The sequence below is a fragment of the uncultured Mailhella sp. genome (genome assembly GCF_944324615.1).
Lineage (GTDB): Bacteria > Desulfobacterota > Desulfovibrionia > Desulfovibrionales > Desulfovibrionaceae > Mailhella.
In genome coordinates this window covers 26505-49385 of sequence record NZ_CALUWY010000018.1, presented here as the reverse complement: position 1 = coordinate 49385, position 22881 = coordinate 26505, and the positions used below count along the sequence as shown (strand labels likewise).

Genomic DNA, 22881 nt, shown 5'->3' with positions numbered 1-22881 from the left:
TTGAGGCATGTGCCGCCGAGCCAGGTGGATTCCACGAGGGTGACTTCCGCGCCGCGCTTTGCGGCGTCAAAGGCGGCAGTGTAGCCGCCGGGGCCTGCACCGATGACGGTGATGCGAAGAGCCATTTGTTGCCTGCCTTGATAACTATGTTTCAGGCCCGGCTTTGCGGGCCCGTTTCATCCGGGACGGCCGCCCTTTCGGGGAAAGGAGCGCCTTTCGGGCGGCCGGTTCCGGGCTGCTTCCGCCTGTGGGGAGGAAGCGGCGCCTTTTATTCGCTCTTGATGATGTCGGTCTTGGGAAGGGCGGCGCGCACCTTGGAGCGGTAGGGCAGCAGGTTGGTGAGCGCATCCAGACCCTTCACGGGTTCGGTGCTGGCCTGAATGCCGAAGGGCAGCATCATGTCGCCGCAGGCTTCGGCCACCATCTTGCCGGCCAGGGCCGCGTCGGCGGGGGAAAGCCAGGCGAGGGAGCCGTCGGCCTGAGCAATGGGCTCAAGGTAGAGGCGGATGACGTTGTCCTTGAAGGCGCGCACAAGGGCGATGCTCTTGCCGAGTTCTTCCCTGGAGGGGGCTTCGCCGCCCACGGCGGCGGGGTACACGGAGGCCGGGCCGGGGATGTTCAGACGGATGCGGGTGAGGCAGCCGGTGTTGATGAGCCTTTCCAGCAGGTCGGCATTGCGGCCGTCGCTGTCGAGCACCACCTGAAGTCCGCCCTTGGACAGTGCGGTGATGAGTTCCACAAAGTGATCTTCCTCACCGGCGGGAACCTTGGAGACGTTCAGGCCGGAAATCCAGCCGTGCAGCATCTTGCTTTCGGAAACGGCGCCGGCGTCGCCGAGGGCCTTGCCGGAAAGAAGATAGGCTATGATGACGCCCGTGCCCTGAAGCACCACGTCGCCGTCATCGTCATGGAACATGGGGAATTCCACGCCGGTTTCGTTGCGGTGCAGGTATTTGCGGTTGGCACGGTAAAAGCCGTTCACAATGTCCTTGTCGGCTTCGAGGTCATAGCTGCCGTAGTTGATGCCCCTGGCATCCATGAATTCATGCGTGATGCGGCAACGGATACAGTTGGGAGCCCTGTAGAGAGTGATGGCCATGGCAAAACTCCATAACGGTTAGAAATTCTGTATGTCCGGGCCGGAAAAGCGGCCTTGCCGGAATGCCCGGCGGAAAGGTTGCGGCCTGCGCGGTATTTCACCAGAAAACAGGGAATATGGCAACGGAAGGCCGGTTTTTCCCTTTCTGGGGAAAACATATTTAATAGATTTTCATTCTAGTGAAAATCACCTCTCCTGTCAAGATTCGTCAGGCGCGGAAACGCCTCTGCCGGAGGGGCGCGCAGGGCTTTTTTTCCGCGCGGCACACGCCGGGAAGGGGCCGTTTTTTCCATGCTGTGCGCCGTGTTTCCGGCAGGGGGCGGAAACGGGCCTTTTGCCGGAGAAGGCCCGGGCGCACGGAAAAACGGGGGTAGGGGCGGAAATTTCCGTGCGCCTGCGATTTTTTCCGGGCTCGTTCACCGCTTCACCGGAGGAATGGTCCGTCCTTTTTTGCAGACGGGGGAAGCGTTTCCGGCCGCTTCGTCCCCCGGATGCCGCCTTTTCCCCCACCTTCGGGGGGACTTGCAGGGAACGAAGTCAAGGCGTATGAGTCCACGGCGACGCGCCATTTTTTTCTGCCACGGCGCGCTGTTTTTCTCTGCCGCTTCAAAGACATTTTTTAACATTGCCTATCGGTAATGGATAGGGTAATGTCAGTTTATCTTATTAAATTCTATTCAATATTGAGGAATTCCACATGGCCAGAAAAGCCGCAGACGGCGTCCAGGAATCCGTGAAGAAGACGCGCTCCTACCATTCGCCCCGCAGAAAGGAACAGGCAAATGTGACGAAGGCGCGTATCGTCGCGGCCGCCATGCAGCTCATGAAGGAAAAGGGCTACGCCGACATGACGCTGGAAGCCATAGCCCGGGAAGCCGGTGTCGCGCCGCAGACGGTGTATGCCGTGTGCGGTTCCAAGAAGGGCGTACTGGCGGCCATACTGGAAACCACCGTGGAGGCCAAGCGCTACGACAAGCTGCGCGATTCCATCCCGCAGATCATGACGGGCAAGGAGCGGGTGCAGGAAATAGGCCATTTCACGGCCCTGCTCATGGAAGACGCCATGCCCGTGTTCGACATCATCCGGGGCATGAGCGTGCTTTCCCCGGAATTTGCCGAGCAGGAGAGGGATCAGAGCCTCATGCTGCTGGAAAAGTGCCGCAAGTCCGTGCACAAGATGGCGGAGGACGGCATGCTTCGTCCCGGCCTTTCCGAAGAGCGCGCCACGGAGCTTTACTGGAGCATCACCACGCCGGGCATGCACCGCAGGCTGACCAAGGTGCTCAACTGGGAGCCTGAGGAATACGCGGCCTGGATTTCGTACCTCATCGGCGTTTCCCTGCTGGACTGGGATGCGCCCATGCCCTTCCTTAATGAGGAGCCGCGCGCAAAGAGGCGCGCTTCTGCGGCCGTGCGCAGAAGCCCCCGCCGCACGACGCGGAAGGCTGCTTCCGCCGAGGCTCCCGCCGAGGAAGAAGCCCGGGAGGAGAAGGAGGAATCTGCTCCGGAAGAGGCGTGAGGACTTGCTTTTTTTCCTGAGCCTGTGATTATGGAATAATCATGGAGCACTTCCGGCCTGTGCGCGTTTCGTGCGGCCGTGAAGGGCGGAAGTAAGACGCCCGCGCACGAGAGGGAAGGCTCCCCGGGCTGTGCGGGCGGCCGCCGAGTGCCGCGGTGCGGCCGCAGGCCCTGCGCCTTTGTTTTCGGCGGCATGTTGCCGCGCGGCTTCAGAACGTGCGTTTTTCAGAAAAAATGTGTTTCGCCGGAGCATCGGCTTCACGGCGCGCCCTGAGAGGGCTGCGCAGGGGGAGCCGGTTCCCTGAGGCGGGGTATCCGGGGCCTGTATTCCCGGGCCGGTCCTGCGAGCGGACCGGGGAGGGGACAGTGACGCAGACCAACGACAAAGCCAATGAAATGGGAACGAAGGGCGTGGGCCGCCTTCTTCTCGAATATTCCATTCCCGCCATTCTCGGCATGATCATCGTGGCCCTCAACCAGATCATTTCCGCCATCTACATCGGCCACGGCGTGGGGCATCTGGCCCTTGCGGCCATGGCCGTCACCTTTCCGCTCATCAACCTGCTCATGGCCTTCTGTCAGCTGGTGGCCGTGGGCTGCGCGGCGCTGTGCTCCATAGAACTCGGGCGCAAGAACATGATCAAGGCGCGGAGCATGCTGGGGCATTCCGTGATGCTGGAAATCATCTTCGGCCTGATCTTCGGCGTGCTGTTCTGGATTTTCCTTGATCCGCTGCTCATGTTCTTCGGCGCAAGCGGCGACACGCTGCGCTATGCCCACGAGTTCATGCTGCCTCTGGTGGTGCTTTCGCCCATAGGCTTCCTCATGCTGGGCTTCAACTTCCTGGCGCGCGCCACGGGCTACCCCAAGACGGCCATGATGACGGCCCTGCTTTCCGCTCTGGGCATCGTGGCCTTTTCCCCCATCTTCATTTTCTGGTGGGGCTGGGGCATGTACGGCGCGGCCTGGGCGCAGATAGCCGGGCAGACCATGTCGGTGATCTGGCTGGTGGCGCATTTCGCCCGCAAAAGTTCCCTCATCCATTTCCAGAAGGATATCTGGAAGCTCAGGATGAAGAGCATACGCAAGATTCTGGCCATAGGCATGGCGCCCTTTCTCATCAACTTCTGCGCCTGCATCGTGGTGGTGGTCATCAACCGCGCCCTTCAGAAGTACGGCGGCGACATGGCCATCGGCGCCTTCGGCATCCTGAACCGTCTGCTCATGCTCTTTGCGCTGAGCGTCATCGGGCTGGGGCAGGGCATGCAGCCCATCATCGGCTTCAACTTCGGCGCCAAAAGGCCCGACCGCGTGCGCCTCGCCCTGAAGTACGGCATGATCAGCGCCACCATCATCACCCTGGCGGGCATGCTGGGCGCCTGGTTCATCCCCGAACTTCTGGTGCGCATCTTCACCGATCACGCCGAACTCACGCAGGTTTCGGCAAGAGCCTTGCGCATCACCGGCGGCCTGTTCATCTTCGTGGGGCCGCAGATCATCATCGGCACCTATTTCCAGTCCATAGGTCAGGCCAAGATCGCAAGCGTGGTGTCCCTCTGCCGTCAGATGATATGCCTTGTGCCCGCGCTGCTCATCATGCCCCTGTTCTTCGGGCTGGACGGCGTGTGGATGAGCATTCCCATTGCCGACTTCACGGGCTGCACGGTGGCGGCCGTGTTCCTCTTCCTTGCCCTTCGTGCGGAAGACAATACCTGCATGCCCGGCGACCCGGAATGCAGGCCGCCGTCGAACTTCTTCAAGCCCAAGAAGTACTGATTCTTTCCTGAAAGCATGCAGGGCGGATGCGGTGTGATGCCGCATCCGCCCTGTTTTTGTTTTCTGCCTTTTCCGGGCCTCGTGCCCGGCGAAGGGGGGCCTTTTTGCCGGAGAAGACGACGGCAGAGGAGGAAAGGGGAAGGCTCCCCGGGCTGTTGCACGGCCGCCTTCCCCAAAAGCGCGGGGCTTATGCGTCCGTCTTCAGGCGTCCGGCAAGGCAGGCTCCGGTGAGGCTCGAAGGCACCTGCGTGATTTCCCACGGCGTGCCCGTCGCCACGATGGTTCCGCCGTCCCTGCCGCCGCCCGGGCCCATGTCCACGATGTAGTCGGCGCTGCGCATCACGGCAAGGTCGTGCTCGATGACGATGACGGTGGCGCCCCTGTCCATGAGGGCGCGGAACACGGAAAGCAGGGTTTCCACATCCAGCGGATGCAGGCCCGTGGTGGGTTCGTCGAACACGAACACGGCATCGGCCTGCCCGCGCCCCATTTCACCGGCCAGCTTGAGGCGCTGGGCCTCGCCGCCGGAAAGGCCGGGCGTGCCCTCCCCGAGAGTGAGGTAGCCGAGTCCCAGCTGTTCCAGCACCGAAAGGCGCTGACGCACCAGCTTCATGTCCGCACAGGCCTCCAGTGCGGTATGAACGTCCATGGCCATGAGCTCGGGCAGGGAGTATTCCCGGCCCCGGGAGTCCGTGTACTTCACCTCTCCGGCTTCGGGGGCGAAGCGGCTTCCCCGGCAGTCCGGGCAGGGAATGTCCACATCGGGCAGAAACTGCACGTCGAGGCTCACCGTGCCCGTGCCGTCGCAGGTGGGGCAGCGCAGTTTTCCGGTGTTGTAGGAAAAATCCCCGGCCTTGTATCCCCGCCTCTTCGCTTCGGGCAGGCGGGCGAAGAGCTTGCGCATGTCGTCGTGCACGTCGGCATAGGTGGCCACGGTGGAGCGCACGTTCACGCCTATGGGCGCGGCGTCGATGAGCTTCACATGGGCGATGTCCCCGGCTTCCACCGAAAGCACATGGGCGGGCAGGGGGCTTTTCTGTATGGCGGCCTGAAGGGCGGGCACGAGGCTTTCCAGCACGAGGGTGGTCTTGCCCGAACCGGAAACGCCGGTGACCACGGTCATCCTGCCCCGGGGGAAGGAAACGTCGAGGGGCTTCACCGTATGGATCTCAGAGGTGCGCAGGTGTATGCGCCCTTGGGAAAAGAGCGCTTCGTCACTGCGTTTTTCCTCCACCTTTTCCGCATCGGCAAGAAAGGGGCCTATGCGCGAGGAAGGATTTTTTGCCACGTCATCCACGGTGCCTTCGGCAATGATGCGCCCGCCCCCGGCGCCCGCTCCCGGCCCGAGTTCGATGAGCCAGTCCGCCCCGGCGAGAAGGCTTGTGTCGTGGTCCACGAGAACCACGGAATTGCCGTCCGCCACAAGGTCGCGCATCACGCCGGAAAGACCTGCGAGATTGTAGGGGTGCAGGCCTATGGAAGGTTCGTCCAGCACATAGAGAACGCCCGTGGTGCGGCTTTTCACGGCGCGGGCAAGCTGCATTCTCTGCCGCTCCCCGGTGGAGAGGGTGGAAACGGCCCGGTCGAGGGAAAGGTAGCCGAGTCCCAGTTCCAGCAGCCGGCGTGCCGTATCCTGAAAGGCGGTGCAGATGCTTTCCGCCATGGGCACCATGTCCGCAGGCAGGGTGCCGGGCACTTCGGCCACGCGCTGCACCAGTTCGGAAAGGGGCAGGGCGCAGGCCCTGTCCAGGGTGAGGCCGTGGAGCAGGGGCGCCCGTGCGGCGGCGGAAAGGCGCGTGCCTCCGCAGTCGGGGCAGATGTCCTGCTTCAGGAATTTTTCCACCCGCTTCATGCCCTTTTCGTCCTTGACCCTGGCAAGGGCGTTTTCCACGGTGTAGACGGCGTTGTAATAGGTGAAGTCCAGCTCTCCGGCCTGATTGGAGCTTCTGGCCTTGTAGAAGATATGTTTCTTTTCCGCCGGGCCGTGATAGACGATGTTCTTTTCCTCTTCCGTAAGGTCGCGGAAGGGCACGTCGGTGCGCACGCCCATGGCGCGGCACACGTCCGTCATGAGCGACCACATGAGCGAGTTCCACGGGGCCACGGCCCCTTCGTCGATGGTGAGGGAATCATCCGGCACAAGGGAGGCCATGTCCACGGTGCGCACAAGGCCCGTGCCTTCGCAGGTGCGGCAGGCTCCTCTGCTGTTGAAGGCCAGATCTTCCGCAGCCGGCCCGTGGAACACGGCCCCGCACACCGGGCAGACCAGGGGCTTTTCCGCCGCCACGGCCAGGGAGGGCGGCACATGGTGTCCGGCCGGGCACACATGGCTTGCCAGACGCGAGAACATGAGGCGCAGGCTGTTCAGCAGCTCCGTGCCCGTGCCGAAGGTGCTGCGTATGCCGGGAATGCCCGGCCTCTGCCTGAGGGCCAGGGCGGCGGGCACATACAGCACCTCGTCCACCTGCGGCTTTGCCGCCTGCGTCATGCGCCGCCGCGTATAGGCGGAAAGCGCCTCCAGATAGCGGCGCGAACCTTCGGCATAGAGCACGCCGAGGGCCAGCGACGACTTGCCGGAGCCCGACACCCCGGCCACGGCCACCACGGCGTTCAGGGGAATGTCCGCATCCACGTTCTTCAGGTTGTGTACTCTTGCTCCCCGGATGAGAATGTGTCCGGGAGCGTGCGGGGAAAGATGATTCACGGCGCATTCCTTCATGGTTCGGCCTGTTCCGGCGGCATGCCGGGGCAGAGCGCTGCGGTCCTGTGCAAAAGGGGATCTAGCGGAAAAGGGCCTTCAGGCCGCGCGCCGCCTCTTCCGGGCTGTCTGCGGAGCATATTTCCGACACCACGGCAAGGCTGTGGGCACCGGCCTCCAGCACGGCGGCGGCGTTTTCCCTGTGAATGCCGCCTATGGCCACCAGCGTGAGGGGGGAATGTTCCCTGGCCCAGCGCAGGCCGTCGAGTCCCCAGGGCGCGAGGGTGTCGGTTTTGGTGGGCGTGGCGAATACGGGGCTTATGCCCACATAGTCGATGTCGAGCTTCTCCGCCGCAAGAAGTTCCTCCCGCGTTTCCACGGAAAGACCGATGATGGCGTTTTCCCCCATGAGGCGGCGGGCGTCTTCGGGCGGAAGGTCGCTCTGGCCCACATGCAGCCCGGCCGCGCCCGCGGCAAGGGCGATGTCGGCCCTGTCGTTCACGATGAGCGGAATGCCCATGGGCTGAAGGCGGGAAACCAGCGCCCGGGCGAGGGCGAGAAATTCCCGGGAGTCGGCGTGCTTTTCCCGGAGCTGCACGGCGCCCGCTCCGCCGCGCACGGCGGCAAGCACCACCTCATCGAGGGGCCTTCCCAGACAAAGTTCCCTGTCCGTGACGAGGTACACGCCGTAATTGCGGTATGCCCGCCAGTTTTTCATGGTGTTCTCCTCCATGCTTTTCCCCTCCGCACGGCGGGATGCCGGATGCGGAGGGGCGTTCTGCCGTCATACCCTGCGGACGCGCCGGGCCGCATCTTCGGCATCCAGCAGGTACAGCTCGTCGAGGAAGGCGGGCAGGAAGCTCCCCGGGCCCGCGGCCTTTTTCCCGGCTTTTTCTCCGGCGGAGGCCATGACGGCCATGGCCGCACAGGCCGCCGTGAGGGGATCGCCTGCGGCGGCGTAGGCCCCGGTGATGGCGGAGGCGGAGCAGCCCATGCCCGTGACGAGGGGCATGAGGGGGGAACCGCCCTCCACGGCAAGGGTTTCGTGCCCGTCGGTGATGAAGTCGGTTTCTCCGCTCACGCTCACCGTGCAGCCGAAGCGCAGGGCCAGATTACGGGCGGAAGAGAGCGCGTCCGCGCTTTCGTTGCGGCTGTCCACGCCCTTGGTGAGCACCTTGTCGGCGGCGCGGATTTCCGCATCCAGCGCCATGATTTCCGAGGCGTTGCCGCGCAGGATGTCGGGCCGCACCAGATCCAGCAGACGGAGCGCCGCGCGGGTGCGCAGGCCCGAGGCGCCGGCGCCCACGGGGTCGAGCACCACGGGCTTGCCCTTTTTCTTCATGAGCGTGCCGGCAAGTTCCATGCTGGAGAGCCAGTCGGGGTCGAGGGTGCCTATGTTGAGCACAAGAGCGTCGTCGATGCTGGTGAGGTCGTCCATTTCCTCGGCGGCATGGGCCATGAGGGGCGAGGCGTGCGCGGCAAGCAGGGCGTTGGCCGAAACCTGCATGACCACGAAATTGGTGATGCTGTGCACGAGGGGCTTTCTGGCATAAACGGCGCTTATGGCGGCGAGAATCTTTTCCTTCATCATGATTCCTTGGGAATGTTTCGGCGGCGCACAGGCCGTCTTACTTGAAAACGGCGCGGTTTTTTTCCTCTTTCAGGGCAAGCACGCCGTGCCGGAGCAGCTGTTCCAGCACAAGGTCGAGGGGCAGGCCCACCACGGTGGACCAGGAACCTTCTATGCCGCGCACAAGAAAGGCCCCTCCATCCTGTATGCCGTAGGCCCCGGCCTTGTCCAGCGGGTCGCCGCTTGCCGCATAGGCTCTGAGCACGGAGCGCGGCCAGGGCGCAAAGGTGACCCTGGTCATGTCGTCGAAGCATTCGATGTGCTCATCCATGGCCAGACAGCAGGCCGTGGCCACCTCGTGACTGCGGCCGGAAAGGCGGCAGAGCATGGCAAGGGCCTCCTCTTCGTCGCGGGGCTTGCCCAGAATGGAGGGCCCGTCTTCCCCGGGCAGGATGACGATGGTGTCCGCCGCGAGCACGGCCGCGCCCTTCAGGTTCCCGGGGAGGGATTCGAGCACGGAGCGGGCCTTGGAAGCGGCGCTGCGCAGGGCGTAGGCGCGCGGTTCCTCCCCGGGCAGGGGACGGGGTTCGGGGCAGGATGCGGGCATGCAGGTGAAGCTGACGCCCGCGCTTTCCAGAAAGGCTCTGCGTCTGGGGGAGCCGGAGGCGAGCACAAGGGGCCGGAGCATGGAAAAGGCGTGTTTCATGAGGGTTCCGTGATGTTGCAGACTGCCTCCGGAAGGGAGGCGTGTGATGCGGGCAGGGTACGCTTAACTCTTCCGGCGTGCAAACGGCAGAGGAGGAGCGCCGCCTGCGCCCGGGCAGTTTTTTTTGCGTATCCGGTCACGGACAGGGAAGGGGCCGCGGTATATGGGGAAGGCCGCCATGCCGCGGAAACGGGGAACATGCCCCGTGCTCTCCCGTCTTCCGGGAGGGGAGGGGAAAGCAGGAGAGGGGGCGGGCCCGCTCTTGGCTATCGCGCGCAAATGGAGTATCATTCCCCGCGTTCCCTGCGTCATGTTACGCGGGACCACCATTAAGTTCCATAAGGACACGATCATGAGCGAAGCTTTGGAAAGACTGAAGGAGAGGGAAAAATCCCTGATGTGCCGGACCTATTCGCGGTATCCGCTGGGCATAGTCCGGGGCAGGGGCGCCCGACTCTGGGATGTGGACGGCAAGGAGTATGTCGACCTTCTGGCCGGCATCGCCGTCATAGGCCTCGGCCACTGCAATGAGGAAATCGCGGAAGTCATGGCCGAACAGTCGCGAAAGCTCGTGCATGTGAGCAATCTTTTCTATCAGGAAGAGCAGCTCGACTATGCGGAAAAGCTGCTTTCCACCAGCCATGCGGGCAAGGTGTTTTTCTGCAATTCCGGTGCGGAAAGCAACGAAGCCGCCATCAAGATAGCGCGGCGCTATCAGCGCGTGGTGAAGGGCCGCGACGCCTGGGAGATCATCACCCTGTCCAACTGCTTCCATGGCCGCACCCTGGCCACGCTTGCGGCCACGGGCAAGCACACCGAAGGCTTCGAGCCGGAAACCCCCGGTTTCGGCCGTGTGCAGTGGGGCGATCTCGACGCGCTGGAAAAGGCCATCAGGCCCACCACGGCGGCCGTGCTGTTTGAGGCCATTCAGGGCGAGGGCGGCATCATTCCCGTCACGCAGGAATATGCCGACGGCATCGTGGAGATCTGCCGCCGTCACGGCGTGCTCGTCATGTGCGACGAAGTGCAGGCGGGCATGGGCCGCAGCGGCAAATGGTGGGGCTTCCAGAACTTCAACCTGAAGCCCGACGTGTTCACCAGCGCCAAGTCCATGGCCAACGGCCTGCCCCTCGGCGCCATGATGGCCACGGACGAAGTGGCGCAGGGCTTCGACTACGGCAGCCACGCCACCACCTTCGGCGGCGGCGCCCTTGTCACGGCCGTGGGCCGCAAGGTGCTGGAAATCATGGAGCGCGACCACCTTGTGGAGCGCGCGGCGCTGCTCGGCGACAGGGCGAGGGCCCGCTTCCGCGCTCTCGGCGAGAAGCTCGGCGGCGTGATCCGCGATGTGCGCGGCATGGGCCTGCTCATCGGTGTGGAACTCGACATGAGCGACGAAAAGGCCCGCAAGGTGTGGCTCACGCTCATGGAGCGCGGTTTCATCCTGAACCTCACCTACGGCCCCACTCTGCGCCTGCTGCCGCCCCTCACCATCGACGAGGCCGACCTCGTGGCCTTTACCGAAGCGCTGGAAAAGGTGCTGCGCGAAGTCGCGTGATGTCTTCCCGGCCCCTGCAGGGGCCGGGTTTTTCCCAAGGAGTCTGTATGGATCTCATCCTGAGAAACGCCGTGGTCTACCGCCCGGAAGGCTTTGAAAAGGCCGATGTGCTCATCCGCGAAGGCCGCATTGCGCGCATTGCGCCGCACATTGCCCCCGTGGAGGGCGCAGAGGAGCGCGACCTTTCGGGCCTTCACCTCATGCCCGGCCTCATCGACGTGCATGTGCACCTGCGCGAACCGGGCTTTTCCCACAAGGAAACCATCCGTTCCGGGACCATGGCCGCCGCAGGCGGCGGGTACACCACGGTATGCGCCATGCCCAACCTGCACCCCGTGCCCGATACCCCGGAGCATCTGGAGGAGCAGCTTGCCCTCATCCGCAGGGATGCGGTGATCCGCGTGGTGCCCTACGGCTCCATCACCATGGAGGAGAAGGGGCGCGAGCTTGCCGACATGGCGGGCATGGCGAAGGACGTGGCCGGTTTTTCCGACGACGGCCGGGGCGTGCAGGATGAGTCCATGATGCGCGCGGCCATGGAAGAGTCCGTGCGCCTTCACAAGATCATCGCCGCGCACTGCGAGGTGAACGCGCTGCTCAACAAGGGCTATATCCACGACGGTGTCTACGCCCGCGCCCACGGCCACAGGGGCATCTGTTCCGAAAGCGAATGGGGGCAGATTGCGCGCGATGTGGAACTTGCGCGCGAAACCGGGGCGAAATACCACGTCTGCCACATCTCCACAAAGGAGAGCGTGGACATCATACGGCGCGCCAAAGCCTCGGGCGTGGACGTGACCTGTGAGACGGGTCCGCATTATCTTGTGTTCTGTGATGAGGATCTTCAGGAAGACGGCCGCTTCAAGATGAATCCGCCCCTGCGCGGCAGAGAAGACCGTGCCGCCCTCATCGAGGGCATTCTCGACGGCACCGTGGACATGATCGCCACCGATCACGCGCCCCATGAGGCCGAAATGAAGGCCCGGGGGCTGGAAGGCAGCGCCATGGGCGTGGTGGGGCTGGAAACGGCCTTTGCCGTCATGTACACCCATTTCGTGAAGACGGGCGTGCTCTCTCTGGAAAAGCTGGTGGAACTCATGGCCGTGCGTCCCGCCGTGCGCTTCGGGCTGAAGACCGGCCTTGCGGAAGGCGATCCGGCCGACCTTGCCGCCTTCGACCTTTTCCGCGAGTGGGTGGTGGACCCTGCAGACTTCCTCAGCATGGGACATGCCACGCCCTTTGCCGGCATGAAGCTTTCCTCCCGCTGCGTGCTCACCCTTGCAGGCGGAAGAGAAGTGTGGAGCGAAAGGGGCTGAAGCGCCCCGCCTCTGCCGGAACATTTTCACGCTCCCGCCCGCCGGGCCGGGCGCGCAATGCAACATCTGGAGCCAGCATGAAACAGGGAATATTCACCATAACCGGGCATGAAGCCCTCACGAAGGACGTGTACCGCATGGCCCTTGCCGGCGACACGTCGGCCATGAGCGCGCCCGGGCAGTTCGTGGAAATAAGCCTGCCGGGCTTTTTCCTGCGCCGCCCCATTTCGGTGTGCGATTACGACGCTTCCGGGCTCGTCATCATCTACAAGGTGGTGGGTCGCGGCACGGAGGCCATGGCCGCCATGAAGGAAGGGGAGAAGCTCGATGTCATCACCGGCCTCGGCAACGGCTTTTCGCCGGAAAAGGGCGGGGAAAAGCCGCTTCTCGTGGGCGGCGGCGTGGGCGTGCCCCCGCTGTATCACCTGGCAAAGCGCCTTGTGGCGCAGGGCGCAAGGCCCGAGGTGATCCTCGGCTTCAACAAGGCGGAGGAAATCTTCTACGAAAAGGAATTTGCCGCTCTCGGCGCCGGGGTGACCGTCACCACGGTGGACGGCAGTGCGGGGGTGAAGGGCTTTGTCACCGCAGCGCTTCCCGATGCATACAGCTATGTGTACAGCTGCGGCCCCATGCCCATGCTGCGGGCGCTGTATGCGGCCACGCAGGGCACGGCGGGAGAATTCAGCCTGGAAGAGCGCATGGGCTGCGGCTTCGGCGCCTGCATGGGCTGCAGCATCATGACGAAGAAGGGCAGCCGCCGCGTCTGCAAGGACGGGCCCGTCTTTGAGAAGGAGGAGCTTGCATGGCAGATCTGAAAGTCACGCTGAGCGGCTGGGAACTGGACAATCCGCTTATTCCCGCAAGCGGCACCTTCGGCTACGGGTACGAATTCGCCGAGCTTTACGACATCAACATGCTGGGTTCCTTTTCCTTCAAGGGCACCACAAGGGAACCGCGCTTCGGCAATCCCACGCCGCGCATTGCGGAAACGCCCTCGGGCATGATCAATGCCGTGGGCATGCAGAACCCGGGCATCGACAAGGTGATTTCCGAGGAACTGCCGAAGCTTGCGCGCTGCTTCCACAAGAAGGTCATTGCCAATATCGGCGGTTTTTCCGTGGAGGAATACGCCGAGTGCTGCGCGAAGATCGACAAGGTGGAACAGGTGGGCCTCATCGAGCTCAACGTGAGCTGCCCCAACGTGCACAACGGCTGCATGAGCTTCGGCACCGATCCTCTGGGGGTTTCCGCCGTGACGAAGGCCGCGAAGGCCGCCACCTCGAAGCCCGTGTATGTGAAGCTTTCCCCCAACGTGACGGACATCGTGCCCATTGCCGCCGCGGCGGCGGAAGCCGGGGCCGACGGCATAAGCCTCATCAACACGCTGCTCGGCATGCGCATCGACCTGCGCACGAAAAAGCCCGTCATTGCCAACAAGATGGGCGGTTTTTCCGGCAGCGCCATTTTCCCGGTGGCGCTGCGCATGGTCTATCAGGTGTATGAGGCCGTGAAACTGCCCATCATCGGCATGGGCGGCGTGACGAGCGCCTGCGACGTGGTGGAAATGATGCTGGCCGGGGCCACGGCCGTGGAAATCGGTTCCGCAAACCTTGTGGACCCGTGGGCCTGCCCGCATATTCTGGAAGAACTGCCCGCCGTCATGGAACGGTACGGCATAGAGTCCCTCAAAGACATCATCGGAGGAGCGCACTGATGACCTTGCCGAAAAAAGACGTGATGGTGGCCTGCGATTTCAGCGGAAAGCGCGAGGTCATGGATTTTCTCGACCTGTTCACCGAGGAGAAGCCCTTTGTCAAGATAGGCATGGAGCTTTACTACGCCGAAGGGCCGGACATCGTGCGCGCCATCAAGGCCCGGGGTCACAGGATATTCCTCGACCTCAAGCTGCACGACATTCCCAACACCGTGCGCAAGGCCATGGCCGTGCTTTCCGCACTGGATGTGGACATGTGCAACCTCCATGCCGCGGGCACCGTGGCCATGATGCAGGACGCGCTGAAGGGCCTTACCCGGCCGGACGGCACGCGGCCTCTTCTCATTGCCGTGACGCAGCTCACCTCCACGAGCGAGGAGAGAATGCGCGAGGATCTGCTCATCGAACGCCCCATGGAAGAGGTGGTCATGCACTATGCCTCCCGCGCCCGCGACGCCGGGCTGGACGGCGTGGTCTGTTCTCCGCTGGAAGCGGGCCGCGTGCATGAGGTGTGCGGTTCCTCCTTCCTTACCGTGACTCCCGGCGTGCGCTTTGCCGAAGGGGACAAGGGCGATCAGGTGCGCGTGACCACTCCGGCAGGGGCCAGGGAACTCGGTTCCGACTTCATCGTGGTGGGCCGTCCCATCACCCAGGCCGCCGATCCCGTGGCGGCCTACCGCCGCTGTGTGAAGGAATTTCTGGGCTGAGGTATGTCGAGGGGAGGCTGAATGCTTCCCCTTTTTCCGGCAGAAAAAACGCGGCGGCGCGCCGCTTCAGGCAAAAAGACCGGTCTTTTCCGGCGCGCTTCCGGCAATGGTCCGGCCGCGTACAAGAGCAATGAACAAGCATCAACATAACGAAGGAGCCACCAGCATGGAATCCCGCGAAAAACTCATCGCCAAGGATCTGCTTTCCATCAGGGCCGTGTTTTTCCGCCCCGACGAACCCTTCACCTGGGCCAGCGGCATCAAAAGCCCCGTGTACTGCGACAACCGCCTCACCCTCACCGCGCCTGAAGTGAGAAACGACGTGGAAAACGCCCTTGCCGCCGTGGTGCGCGAGGAATACCCCGAATGTGAAGTGCTCATGGGCACGAGCACGGCGGGCATCGCCCATGCGGCCATCGTGGGCCACATCATGGGCCTGCCCATGGGCTATGTGCGCTCCAGCGCCAAGGATCACGGCCGCGGCAATCAGATTGAAGGCCGCCTGGAACCCGGGCAGAAGGTGGTGGTCATTGAAGACCTCATCTCCACCGCGGGCAGCGTGCTCGACGTGGTCAAGGTTCTGCGCGAAGCCGGGGCCGACGTGCTCGGCGTGGCCAGCATCTTCACCTACGGCATGAAGAAGGGCCTTGACCGTCTGGCCGAAGCTTCCGTAAAGAACGTGAGCCTCACCAACTTCGACACCATTGCCGCCGTGGCGGCGGAAACCGGCTATATCCGCAGCGAAGACGTGGCGCGCCTCATCGCCTTCCGCAACAATCCTTCCGACGAAAGCTGGATCGGTGCGTAACATGAAAAGCCTCATCGACATCCGCGATCTGTCCACGCAGGACATCGAAAAGCTTCTGTCCACGGCGCTGGACATCATCGCCCATCCCGAGGCCTATGCCCACAAGTGCACGGGAAAGAAGCTGGCCACGCTGTTCTTTGAACCTTCCACCCGTACCCGCCTGAGCTTCGAGGCCGCCATGTACGAACTCGGCGGGCAGGTGCTCGGTTTTTCCGAAGCGCAGAGCTCTTCCGCCTCCAAGGGCGAGAGCGTGTCCGACACCGTGCAGGTGGTGGGCTGCTATGCCGACATCATCGCCATGCGCCACCCCAAGGAAGGCGCGCCCCTCGTGGCTTCCATGAAGTCCCCGGTGCCCGTCATCAACGCGGGCGACGGCGGGCACAACCATCCCACCCAGACCCTGGCCGACCTTCTCACCATCTGGCGCGAGAAGGGCAGGCTTGAGAATCTGGTCATCGGCCTCTGCGGCGACCTCAAGTTCGGCCGCACCGTGCATTCGCTCATTGCGGCCATGTCCCGCTACAAGGGCGTGAAGTTCGTGCTCATCTCGCCCGAGGAACTGCGCCTGCCCGGCTACATCCGCAAGGACGTGATGGAAAAGAACGGCATGGAATACGAAGAGACCACCGACCTTGTGGCCGCCATGCCGGGACTCGACGTATTGTACATGACCCGAGTGCAGAAGGAACGTTTCTTCAACGAAGCCGACTATGTACGCCTCAAGGACAGCTATGTCCTCACCCCGGAGAAGCTCAGCGGCGCCAAGAGCGACATGTGCATCATGCACCCGCTGCCCCGTGTGAACGAAATCTCCGTGGCTGTGGACGACGACCCGCGCGCGGCCTACTTCCGGCAGGTCATGAACGGCAAATACATGCGCATGGCGCTCATCATGAAACTGCTGGGGGTGGAATAAATGGTCATCGACGCAATTTCCAACGGCATCGTTCTCGACCATATCAAGGCGGGCCGCAGCATGCAGCTGTACCAGATTCTCAAGCTGGACAAGCTTCAGTGCTCCGTGGCCGTTCTGAAGAACGTGACCAGCCGCAAGATGGGCCGCAAGGACATCATCAAGATCGACGAGATCATCGACCTTGATTTCGCGGTGCTGGGCTATGTGGACCCGGGCATCACCGTGAGCATCGTGCGCGACGGCAAGCTCGACCGCAAGTTCAGCGTGGAACTTCCCGAACGGGTGGTGAACGTCATCCGCTGCAAGAACCCGCGCTGCATCACCTCCACGGAGCAGGAACTGCCCCACATCTTCAAGCTCACCGACAGGGAAAACCGCGTCTACCGCTGCATCTACTGCGAAAGCAGGGCCAAGGGCGCGGATTAGTCCCGGCCTGAAGGGTGCGCCTTTCCCGGAGAGCGCCTCCTTCAAAAGGAAAAAAACGCCATGGAAGGACTTCCATGGCGTTTTTTCATGCCCTTTTTCCGGGAAAGGCCGGCCGGGGGTAACGCGTCCCGTCTTTCGCGTAAAAGGTATATCCGACCGGAAAGGCCCGGGCCGGGGGGCGCCTGCTCAGGCGGGGAACAGGCCTGCGCTTCGTCATGCCCTGGTAAAAAAGCGGATGTTCCCCGCGGCCGGAGGGCGCGTTTCTGCCCGCCGGAAGAGGCTCCCGGGGGAAAGCTCCGGCCTTTCCCGGAAGAAGGCCTGCTGCCATACCGGCATGACATCGCCGTTCCGGCCGGTTCCCGGGGAGCGGAACCTGCCGCGCCACCCTGCAGGGCATGGCCCGGACAGGTCATCACCGGCTGTTGCGCTCCATGAAGGAGGCGATGTTCTTCCATGCGATTTCCGCAAACTCCTTTTCCGAGGAGGCCAGATAGAGCCAGCTTCGGTAGTTCTCGTCGTAATAATCGAGAACCTTGGCGCGCATGTCGTCGGTAAGCTCCAGTTCCCCATCCTCCGAGAGCGAGGCCACGCCCGCGCCCACGCCCACGGCTCCGAGAACCGCGGCCTCACCGAGAGCGGAACCCGCTGCGGCAGTGCCGGCAAAGGCGTGTGCCCCCGCTGTGGCAGTGCCGACAAAGGCGTGTGCCCCCGCTGCGGCGGCAGGGGCGGCCGCGCCCATGGTGACTGCCGACACGGCAACGGCCCCGACAATGACTGTGATGCCGATGATTTTCCATTTATGGCGGTCCCAGAAGGACAGTTCCATGAACCTGGGGATGTTAATGACATCCTGTTGCAGCTGCGCCCTTTTTTCCTGCGCAAAGGCCAGCAGCTCCGCATTGGCCTCAAGGGCGTGCGCAACGGGAGAGGAGAGGATGAGAAACACACCGAGAACAAGGGAAATCATGCGCTGCACAGGGTATTCTCCGGTTAAAAGGTTCAGCGGCTGTCGTACGCTTTCTTCCATGCTCATGTCGTTTTTTCGCGGAAGGCCTCCGGAGCCTTGCGATGGTACGAGACGATCTTTGTCCTTCAGCAGCAGGGAACTCCGGGCGGGATATGGAGAGACATCAGGATCATGAAGACGTGGCAGTTTCTTCCGGGAAAAGGCAGATGCTTTGCAGGCAGGAAGGAACGCCGCAAAGCAGAGCAGGCTAGTAGCTCTGAGCCAGCGCATGAACCTCCCCGCAGGAAAAACAGTAGAAAACATAGATCATCCCTCCGTCTTCAACGGCGTTTTCGTCATTTACGGAATCAAGCTGTGCGTAAAAGGTCATTTCTTTTCCGCAGTGAGGGCAGAGCGGCGTTTTTCCGGGGTGCAGCCAGTCGGGTTTCCCACCGATTTTATTGCGTTTTCCAAGGATTTTTCTGTCGTCTGGGGCAGCAAGAGGAAAATAGATATTTTTTTCCTCTCCGGGGCGGAGGAGCTTTTCTTCCTTAAGTATGCGGGCCAAGGTCCTTCTCCGTACGGAATGATGCCGGAGCATCATATCCGTTGAACATGTCTGGTTAATATGCAGTTCGTCCGTGCCTTGTCAGAAAGACGTGCGCCGGGCGCCCAGGCTTCCGGGGGAAAGTTCCGGCCTTTCCCGGAAGAAGGCCTGCTGCCATACCGGCATGACATCGCCGTTCCGGGCCGGTTCCCGGGGGATCGGAACCTGCCGCGCCACCCTGCAGGGCATGGCCCGGACAGGTCATCACCGGCTGTTGCGATCCATGAAGGAGGCGATGTTCTTCCATGCGATTTCCGCAAACTCCTTTTCCGAGGAGGCCAGATAGAGCCAGCTTCGGTAGTTCTCGTCGTAATAATCGAGAACCTTGGCGCGCATGTCGTCGGTAAGCTTCAGTTCCCCATCCTCCGAGAGCGAGAGCATGCTCACAGCTCCGGCGAAGGTGGCCTCACTGAGGGCGGAACCCGCTGCGGCAGTGCCGACCAGGCCGGATGCTCCCGCACCGGCGGCAGGGGCGGCCGCGCCCATGGTGACTGCCGACACGGCAACGGCTCCGACAAGGGCTGCGCCGCCGATGATTTTCCATTTATGGCGGTCCCAGAAGGACAGTTCCATGAACCTGGGGATGTTAATGACATCCTGTTGCAGCTGCGCCCTTTTTTCCTGCGCAAAGGCCAGCAGCTCCGCATTGGCCTCAAGGGCGTGCGCAACGGGAGAGGAGAGGATGAGAAACACACCGAGAACAAGGGAAATCATGCGCTGCACAGGTTATTCTCCGGGTAAAAGGTTCAGCGACTGTCGTACGCTTTCTTCCATGCTCATGTCGTTGTTTTCGCGGAAGGCCTCCAGAGCCTTGCGATAGTACGAGACGGCAGGTTCTTTGTCCTTCAGCAGCAGGTAGCTCTGGGCGAGATACAGATAGACGTCGGGATACTGAATCCCCAGTCTTTCATGGATGGAAGCGGTCTGTTCAAAAGCATGGATGGCGCGCCGGAGCTTTTCTTCCTTTTGGGAATCCATGTACAGGGCGAGTTCCCCGGACATGCTTCCCACATGACTTCTGATGTTGTCGTAGAAAAACATGCCCGTGAAAAAATAGCTTGCGGCGGTTTCTTCCAGAACGGCTTCAGGGGATGCCGTCATGTCGAGGCTGAGAGCCTTTTCCGAGAAATCGAGGGCCTTCTCCAGATATTCCACATGATAGACGTCATCCATGTCGGAGAAGAACGAAAAGACTTCGCAGGCCGTCCAGAGGCAGGGAGCATATTTCGCAGCGGTCTTCAGGGAGGTTCCCGCTCCTTTCACGACCTTATTGAGGAGGGGGGCTGCTTTTTGCAGAAATCCGGTCCTGGGAAATTTCCCGGAGGACGGATTTTTGGTCTTGTAATCATAAAAGGTTGCCTTCGTGGCGGAAATGCCGAACTCCGCCAGCAGCGTTGCGGCAAAGTTGAAGCAGGCGTTCCTTGAGGCGTCGGGATAGTTGCGGATGAAGAACTTCCCCCAGCTGTCGTTGTAGGACAGGCCGCCGGATACCATGAAGGTATGATGATGAATCCCCGTGTCTTTTCCCGTGTGCTTCTGACGGGTGAGGGGAAGGCAGAACAGATCGGGATTGATGTCCCGTTCCATGAACCAGCCCGCATACTGGCGGGGAAAGATGTGGTGCAGTTCCATCTGGGAAAAGGAAAAGGCGGATGCTTCGCAGACAAGAACGAGCACCACAAAGCAGAGCAGGCCAGTAGCTCTGAGCCAGTGCATGCACCTTCCCGCAGGAAAAACAGGAGAAAACATGGATCAACCCTCCATCTTCAATGGTGTTTTCGTCATTTACGGAATTACGCTGTGCGTAAAAGGTCATTTTTTTCCGCAGTGAGGGCAGAGCGGCGTTTCCCGGGGTGCAGCCTTCCGGCTTCCTTGCTGATTTTATTGCGCTTTCCAAGGATGTTTCCGTCTTTGGGTGCAGCAGGAGGAAAAGAGATATTTTTTCCTCTCCGGGGCGGAGGAGCTTTTTTTTCTTTGGGCATGCGGGTTAAGGTTTTTTTCCAGCCGGCATGAGAATGCGGACAGCAAGTTTACGTCAATATACATTGCTCAGCTCTTCCGCTCCGTTCAGAACGCCCTTTTTCCGGGAAAGGCCCGGGCCGGGGGGCGCCTGCTCAGGCGGGGAACAGGCCTGCGCTTCGTCATGCCCTGGTAAAAAAGCGGATGTTCCCCGCGGCCGACATCAACTGCCCCCCAGGTACGTCTTACACCGTAAAAAGCCGGATGTTCCCCGCAGCCGGAGGGGCGCCGCCCTTCGGAAGGCGTCGGAACAGGGCCTTTTGCCGGAAAAGCGCGGCCTTCATGGGCGCAAAGCATGATTTTTGCCGTGCAGCGGGCCGCAGATGCGCCCCTCCGGGAAAAGAACGCCCTGCCGGTCGAAGGCCCGGAAAAAACACCGCAAACGAGAGGTCGCGGCGTTTTTTTGTGCATCAAAAAGCCCGTGCCCTGCGGCAGAGATGGCCGCCTTCCGCAAAGATTTCTGCGGCCGGAGGGGCGGGGCGCGGCCTTTCTGCGCCTGTGCGGCCTCTTCCGGCGCGGCCGGGACGCCGTTTGCAGAGGCACGGCCCCGGAAAGGCAACATGCCGTGATGACGGAACATTATTGCCGGAAAGCGCCTTCGTCTTCCGCGCCCTTCAGTATGGAAAGAAAGTTTATTAATAGTAATAATACCTATTGCTATTAAATTGTTCTTTTTTATCATGCCGCCCATGCCGCATGAAAGCGCCCCGTTCTTCATGCGGCAGGGAGTCCATGCGGGGCGAAAAGGCGCGGCTCCGGCCGCGCGGAGGAGAGACCATGAACAAGACATCGCTGTCCCTGGCCGTGCTGTGCGCGGCCGCCATGCTGGGCATGCCGTACGCACAGAGCGCGTACGGCGCGGAAACCAGAAGAGCCGTGAACGGCGTTCCTTCCATGGAGAAGTTTCAGGAGGTGTCGGATATTGTGCTCGACAAGTGCATGGCCTGCCACAGCCGGGATTACGATCTGCCCTTCTATGCGAAGATTCCGGGCATCAGGCAGATCATCGAGCAGGACTACCGCGACGGCCTGCGCGCCATGGATCTGAATCAGGAGCTGGTGGGCGCGGCAAAGGACAGGCCCGTGGGCGAGGTGGCTCTTGCGAAGATGGAGTGGGTGATACTCAACGACACCATGCCCCCGGCCAAGTTCACCGTGGTGCACTGGGGCAGCCGTCTCACGGACGAGGACAGGGAAAACATCCTGCACTGGGTAAGGAGCACCCGCGCGGCGCATTACGCCACGGGTACGGCCTCGGCGGAGAGGGCGAACGAGCCTCTGCAGCCTCTGCCCTCGCACCTTGCCGTGGATGGGAAAAAGGCGGCCCTCGGCGAAAAGCTGTTCAACGACAAGCGCCTTTCCGCCGACAACACGCTGGCCTGTTCGGGCTGTCATGCCTATGAGAAGGCGGGCACGGACAATGCGCGCTTCTCCGAGGGCATACGCGGCCAGTTCGGGGACATCAACGCGCCCACCATGTTCAACGCCGTGTTCAACACCCGTCAGTTCTGGGACGGCCGCGCCGCGGATCTTCAGGAACAGGCGGGCGGCCCGCCCCTGAATCCCGTGGAAATGGGCTCCACCGGCTGGGATCAGATCATCGCCAAGCTTGCCGCCGATGCCGCGCTTACGGCGGAGGCCTCTGCCGTGTACCCCGACGGCTGGAGCGCGGCGAACATCACCGACGCCATTGCCGAATATGAAAAGACGCTCATCACCCCGGACAGCCGCTTCGACAAGTGGCTTCGCGGCGACGATGCGGCCATCACGGCCGAGGAGGCGGAAGGCTACCGGCTCTTCAAGCTGTACCGCTGCTCAAGCTGCCATGTGGGCCGCAGCGCGGGCGGGCAGTCCTTTGAATACATGGATCTCAAGGCCGACTACTTTGCCGACCGGGGCGCGCCGCTGAATTCCGACAGGGGCCTCATGGGCTTTACCGGCAAGGAAGACGACCTGCACCGCTTCAAGGTGCCGAACCTGCGCAACGTGGAGCTCACGCATCCCTACATGCACGACGGCACCGTGGCCACGCTGGATGAAAGCGTGGCCGTCATGGGCAGGTATCTCTCGGGCATTCCCGTTTCCGACAACGACCGCCGCCTCATCGTGGCCTTCCTGCGCACCCTCACCGGGGAATTTCAGGGCAGGCCTCTTTCCGGCACTCCCGTAGAGCGCTAGGCCGCCCGGGAAAAGTCTGTCGGAAAGCTTCTGTTCGGGCGGGCATGCGCAAGGCGTGCCCGCCCTTTTGGTTAAAAGAAAGCCCCGGTCAGGCCGGGGGCGAAATCTGTTGTTGCGGAAGGAGGAGGCTGCCCCCCTGTCCGGTGCGGAACGCCGCATGTACCGGCAGGGCCGCCGCTTTCATCCTGCCGCGTTGTTTTTGTTCCTCATGGGGCCGGAAGATCAGGGCCTGCGTCCGTTTCTCCGGCAGAAGGGCGGGCATGGCTCTTTTTTTTCGGGTTTCCCGCGGAAAACGCTCTGAAAGGCATCGAACCTTTGC

22 protein-coding genes are annotated in these 22881 nt (G+C 62.2%); 12 read left to right on the top strand and 10 right to left on the bottom strand.

The features are described 5' to 3' along the window. Positions 1 to 125: FAD-dependent oxidoreductase (locus Q0K07_RS06070; RefSeq protein WP_294557751.1), on the bottom strand; the 125-nt coding region annotated here is incomplete at its 3' end. Positions 126 to 268: 143 nt separating this feature from the next. Further along, positions 269 to 1099, bottom strand: coding sequence for a hypothetical protein (locus tag Q0K07_RS06065; RefSeq protein ID WP_294557750.1), 831 nt, complete (start codon positions 1097 to 1099; stop codon positions 269 to 271). 697 nt (positions 1100 to 1796) lie between these two features. On the opposite strand from Q0K07_RS06065, the gene Q0K07_RS06060 reads away from it, so the two are divergent. After that, positions 1797 to 2618, top strand: coding sequence for a TetR/AcrR family transcriptional regulator (locus Q0K07_RS06060; RefSeq protein ID WP_294557749.1), 822 nt, complete (start codon positions 1797 to 1799; stop codon positions 2616 to 2618). 365 nt (positions 2619 to 2983) lie between these two features. Then, entirely contained in the window at positions 2984 to 4393 is a 1410-nt protein-coding gene (locus Q0K07_RS06055) for an MATE family efflux transporter (protein ID WP_294557748.1), read from the top strand. Positions 4394 to 4580: 187 nt separating this feature from the next. Here Q0K07_RS06055 and Q0K07_RS06050 read toward each other — a convergent pair whose 3' ends face one another. The 4 genes from Q0K07_RS06050 to Q0K07_RS06035 form a co-directional block, all read right to left on the bottom strand. After that, positions 4581 to 7097, bottom strand: a complete 2517-nt coding sequence (locus Q0K07_RS06050; RefSeq protein ID WP_294557747.1) for a hypothetical protein — start codon at positions 7095 to 7097, stop codon at positions 4581 to 4583. Positions 7098 to 7173: 76 nt separating this feature from the next. Continuing rightward, the gene (gene thiE / locus Q0K07_RS06045) at positions 7174 to 7809 is read right to left on the bottom strand and encodes a thiamine phosphate synthase (protein WP_294557746.1); all 636 of its coding nucleotides are present in this window, start codon (positions 7807 to 7809) and stop codon (positions 7174 to 7176) included. Positions 7810 to 7875: 66 nt separating this feature from the next. After that, on the bottom strand, positions 7876 to 8682 hold the full coding sequence (gene thiM, locus Q0K07_RS06040) for a hydroxyethylthiazole kinase (RefSeq protein WP_294557745.1): 807 nt from the start codon (positions 8680 to 8682) through the stop codon (positions 7876 to 7878). Between the two features lie 37 nt (positions 8683 to 8719). Then, positions 8720 to 9367 carry a nucleoside triphosphate pyrophosphatase gene (locus Q0K07_RS06035; RefSeq protein ID WP_294557744.1) on the bottom strand — a complete coding sequence of 216 codons (648 nt, stop codon included), beginning with the start codon at positions 9365 to 9367 and terminating at the stop codon, positions 8720 to 8722. A 352-nt stretch (positions 9368 to 9719) separates the two neighbouring features. Here Q0K07_RS06035 and Q0K07_RS06030 point away from each other — a divergent pair, with 352 nt between their 5' ends. From Q0K07_RS06030 to Q0K07_RS05995, 8 genes are all read left to right on the top strand, one after another. Continuing rightward, the gene (locus Q0K07_RS06030) at positions 9720 to 10925 is read left to right on the top strand and encodes an aspartate aminotransferase family protein (protein ID WP_294557743.1); all 1206 of its coding nucleotides are present in this window, start codon (positions 9720 to 9722) and stop codon (positions 10923 to 10925) included. Between the two features lie 47 nt (positions 10926 to 10972). Beyond that, the gene (locus tag Q0K07_RS06025) at positions 10973 to 12241 is read left to right on the top strand and encodes a dihydroorotase (protein ID WP_294557742.1); all 1269 of its coding nucleotides are present in this window, start codon (positions 10973 to 10975) and stop codon (positions 12239 to 12241) included. A gap of 77 nt (positions 12242 to 12318) precedes the next feature. Beyond that, on the top strand, positions 12319 to 13056 hold the full coding sequence (locus tag Q0K07_RS06020) for a dihydroorotate dehydrogenase electron transfer subunit (protein WP_294557740.1): 738 nt from the start codon (positions 12319 to 12321) through the stop codon (positions 13054 to 13056). Next, positions 13044 to 13955 (top strand): dihydroorotate dehydrogenase, encoded by a 912-nt coding sequence (locus Q0K07_RS06015; RefSeq protein WP_294557739.1) that lies wholly within the window; start codon positions 13044 to 13046, stop codon positions 13953 to 13955. The genes Q0K07_RS06020 and Q0K07_RS06015 overlap by 13 nt, the downstream gene beginning before the upstream one ends. Further along, entirely contained in the window at positions 13955 to 14662 is a 708-nt protein-coding gene (gene pyrF, locus Q0K07_RS06010) for an orotidine-5'-phosphate decarboxylase (protein WP_294557738.1), read from the top strand. The genes Q0K07_RS06015 and pyrF overlap by 1 nt, the downstream gene beginning before the upstream one ends. 166 nt (positions 14663 to 14828) lie before the next feature. Further along, a complete protein-coding gene (gene pyrE / locus Q0K07_RS06005) occupies positions 14829 to 15470 on the top strand; it encodes an orotate phosphoribosyltransferase (protein ID WP_294557737.1) in 642 nt (213 codons plus the stop codon). A 1-nt stretch (position 15471) separates the two neighbouring features. Next, a complete protein-coding gene (gene pyrB / locus Q0K07_RS06000; protein WP_294557736.1) occupies positions 15472 to 16386 on the top strand; it encodes an aspartate carbamoyltransferase in 915 nt (304 codons plus the stop codon). Next, the gene (locus Q0K07_RS05995; protein WP_294557735.1) at positions 16387 to 16812 is read left to right on the top strand and encodes an aspartate carbamoyltransferase regulatory subunit; all 426 of its coding nucleotides are present in this window, start codon (positions 16387 to 16389) and stop codon (positions 16810 to 16812) included. 412 nt (positions 16813 to 17224) lie between these two features. On the opposite strand, the gene Q0K07_RS05990 is transcribed toward Q0K07_RS05995, so the two are convergent. Then, positions 17225 to 17845, bottom strand: a complete 621-nt coding sequence (locus tag Q0K07_RS05990) for a hypothetical protein (RefSeq protein ID WP_294557734.1) — start codon at positions 17843 to 17845, stop codon at positions 17225 to 17227. Positions 17846 to 18047: 202 nt separating this feature from the next. Between Q0K07_RS05990 and Q0K07_RS05985 the strand changes: the two genes are divergently transcribed. Beyond that, the gene (locus tag Q0K07_RS05985) at positions 18048 to 18371 is read left to right on the top strand and encodes a hypothetical protein (RefSeq protein ID WP_294557733.1); all 324 of its coding nucleotides are present in this window, start codon (positions 18048 to 18050) and stop codon (positions 18369 to 18371) included. Between the two features lie 198 nt (positions 18372 to 18569). On the opposite strand, the gene Q0K07_RS05980 is transcribed toward Q0K07_RS05985, so the two are convergent. From Q0K07_RS05980 to Q0K07_RS05970, 3 genes are all read right to left on the bottom strand, one after another. Next, on the bottom strand, positions 18570 to 19088 hold the full coding sequence (locus tag Q0K07_RS05980) for a hypothetical protein (protein WP_294557732.1): 519 nt from the start codon (positions 19086 to 19088) through the stop codon (positions 18570 to 18572). Between the two features lie 3 nt (positions 19089 to 19091). Next, a complete protein-coding gene (locus tag Q0K07_RS05975) occupies positions 19092 to 20081 on the bottom strand; it encodes a DUF2380 domain-containing protein (RefSeq protein WP_294557731.1) in 990 nt (329 codons plus the stop codon). A 583-nt stretch (positions 20082 to 20664) separates the two neighbouring features. Next, a complete protein-coding gene (locus Q0K07_RS05970) occupies positions 20665 to 21075 on the bottom strand; it encodes a hypothetical protein (RefSeq protein ID WP_294557730.1) in 411 nt (136 codons plus the stop codon). A gap of 86 nt (positions 21076 to 21161) precedes the next feature. Between Q0K07_RS05970 and Q0K07_RS05965 the strand changes: the two genes are divergently transcribed. Beyond that, the gene (locus tag Q0K07_RS05965) at positions 21162 to 22562 is read left to right on the top strand and encodes a cytochrome c peroxidase (RefSeq protein ID WP_294557729.1); all 1401 of its coding nucleotides are present in this window, start codon (positions 21162 to 21164) and stop codon (positions 22560 to 22562) included. Positions 22563 to 22881 lie beyond the last annotated feature (319 nt).

Coding starts and splice junctions, on each gene's coding strand:
- Q0K07_RS06065 (WP_294557750.1), bottom strand. CDS start 1,099: ATGGCCATCACTCTCTACAGGGCTCCCAACTGTATCCGTTGCCGCATC.
- Q0K07_RS06060 (WP_294557749.1), top strand. CDS start 1,797: ATGGCCAGAAAAGCCGCAGACGGCGTCCAGGAATCCGTGAAGAAGACG.
- thiE (WP_294557746.1), bottom strand. CDS start 7,809: ATGAAAAACTGGCGGGCATACCGCAATTACGGCGTGTACCTCGTCACG.
- thiM (WP_294557745.1), bottom strand. CDS start 8,682: ATGATGAAGGAAAAGATTCTCGCCGCCATAAGCGCCGTTTATGCCAGA.
- Q0K07_RS06035 (WP_294557744.1), bottom strand. CDS start 9,367: ATGAAACACGCCTTTTCCATGCTCCGGCCCCTTGTGCTCGCCTCCGGC.
- Q0K07_RS06030 (WP_294557743.1), top strand. CDS start 9,720: ATGAGCGAAGCTTTGGAAAGACTGAAGGAGAGGGAAAAATCCCTGATG.
- Q0K07_RS06025 (WP_294557742.1), top strand. CDS start 10,973: ATGGATCTCATCCTGAGAAACGCCGTGGTCTACCGCCCGGAAGGCTTT.
- Q0K07_RS06020 (WP_294557740.1), top strand. CDS start 12,319: ATGAAACAGGGAATATTCACCATAACCGGGCATGAAGCCCTCACGAAG.
- Q0K07_RS06015 (WP_294557739.1), top strand. CDS start 13,044: ATGGCAGATCTGAAAGTCACGCTGAGCGGCTGGGAACTGGACAATCCG.
- pyrF (WP_294557738.1), top strand. CDS start 13,955: ATGACCTTGCCGAAAAAAGACGTGATGGTGGCCTGCGATTTCAGCGGA.
- pyrE (WP_294557737.1), top strand. CDS start 14,829: ATGGAATCCCGCGAAAAACTCATCGCCAAGGATCTGCTTTCCATCAGG.
- pyrB (WP_294557736.1), top strand. CDS start 15,472: ATGAAAAGCCTCATCGACATCCGCGATCTGTCCACGCAGGACATCGAA.
- Q0K07_RS05995 (WP_294557735.1), top strand. CDS start 16,387: ATGGTCATCGACGCAATTTCCAACGGCATCGTTCTCGACCATATCAAG.
- Q0K07_RS05990 (WP_294557734.1), bottom strand. CDS start 17,845: ATGAGCATGGAAGAAAGCGTACGACAGCCGCTGAACCTTTTAACCGGA.
- Q0K07_RS05985 (WP_294557733.1), top strand. CDS start 18,048: ATGAACCTCCCCGCAGGAAAAACAGTAGAAAACATAGATCATCCCTCC.
- Q0K07_RS05975 (WP_294557731.1), bottom strand. CDS start 20,081: ATGCACTGGCTCAGAGCTACTGGCCTGCTCTGCTTTGTGGTGCTCGTT.
- Q0K07_RS05970 (WP_294557730.1), bottom strand. CDS start 21,075: ATGGGCGGCATGATAAAAAAGAACAATTTAATAGCAATAGGTATTATT.
- Q0K07_RS05965 (WP_294557729.1), top strand. CDS start 21,162: ATGAACAAGACATCGCTGTCCCTGGCCGTGCTGTGCGCGGCCGCCATG.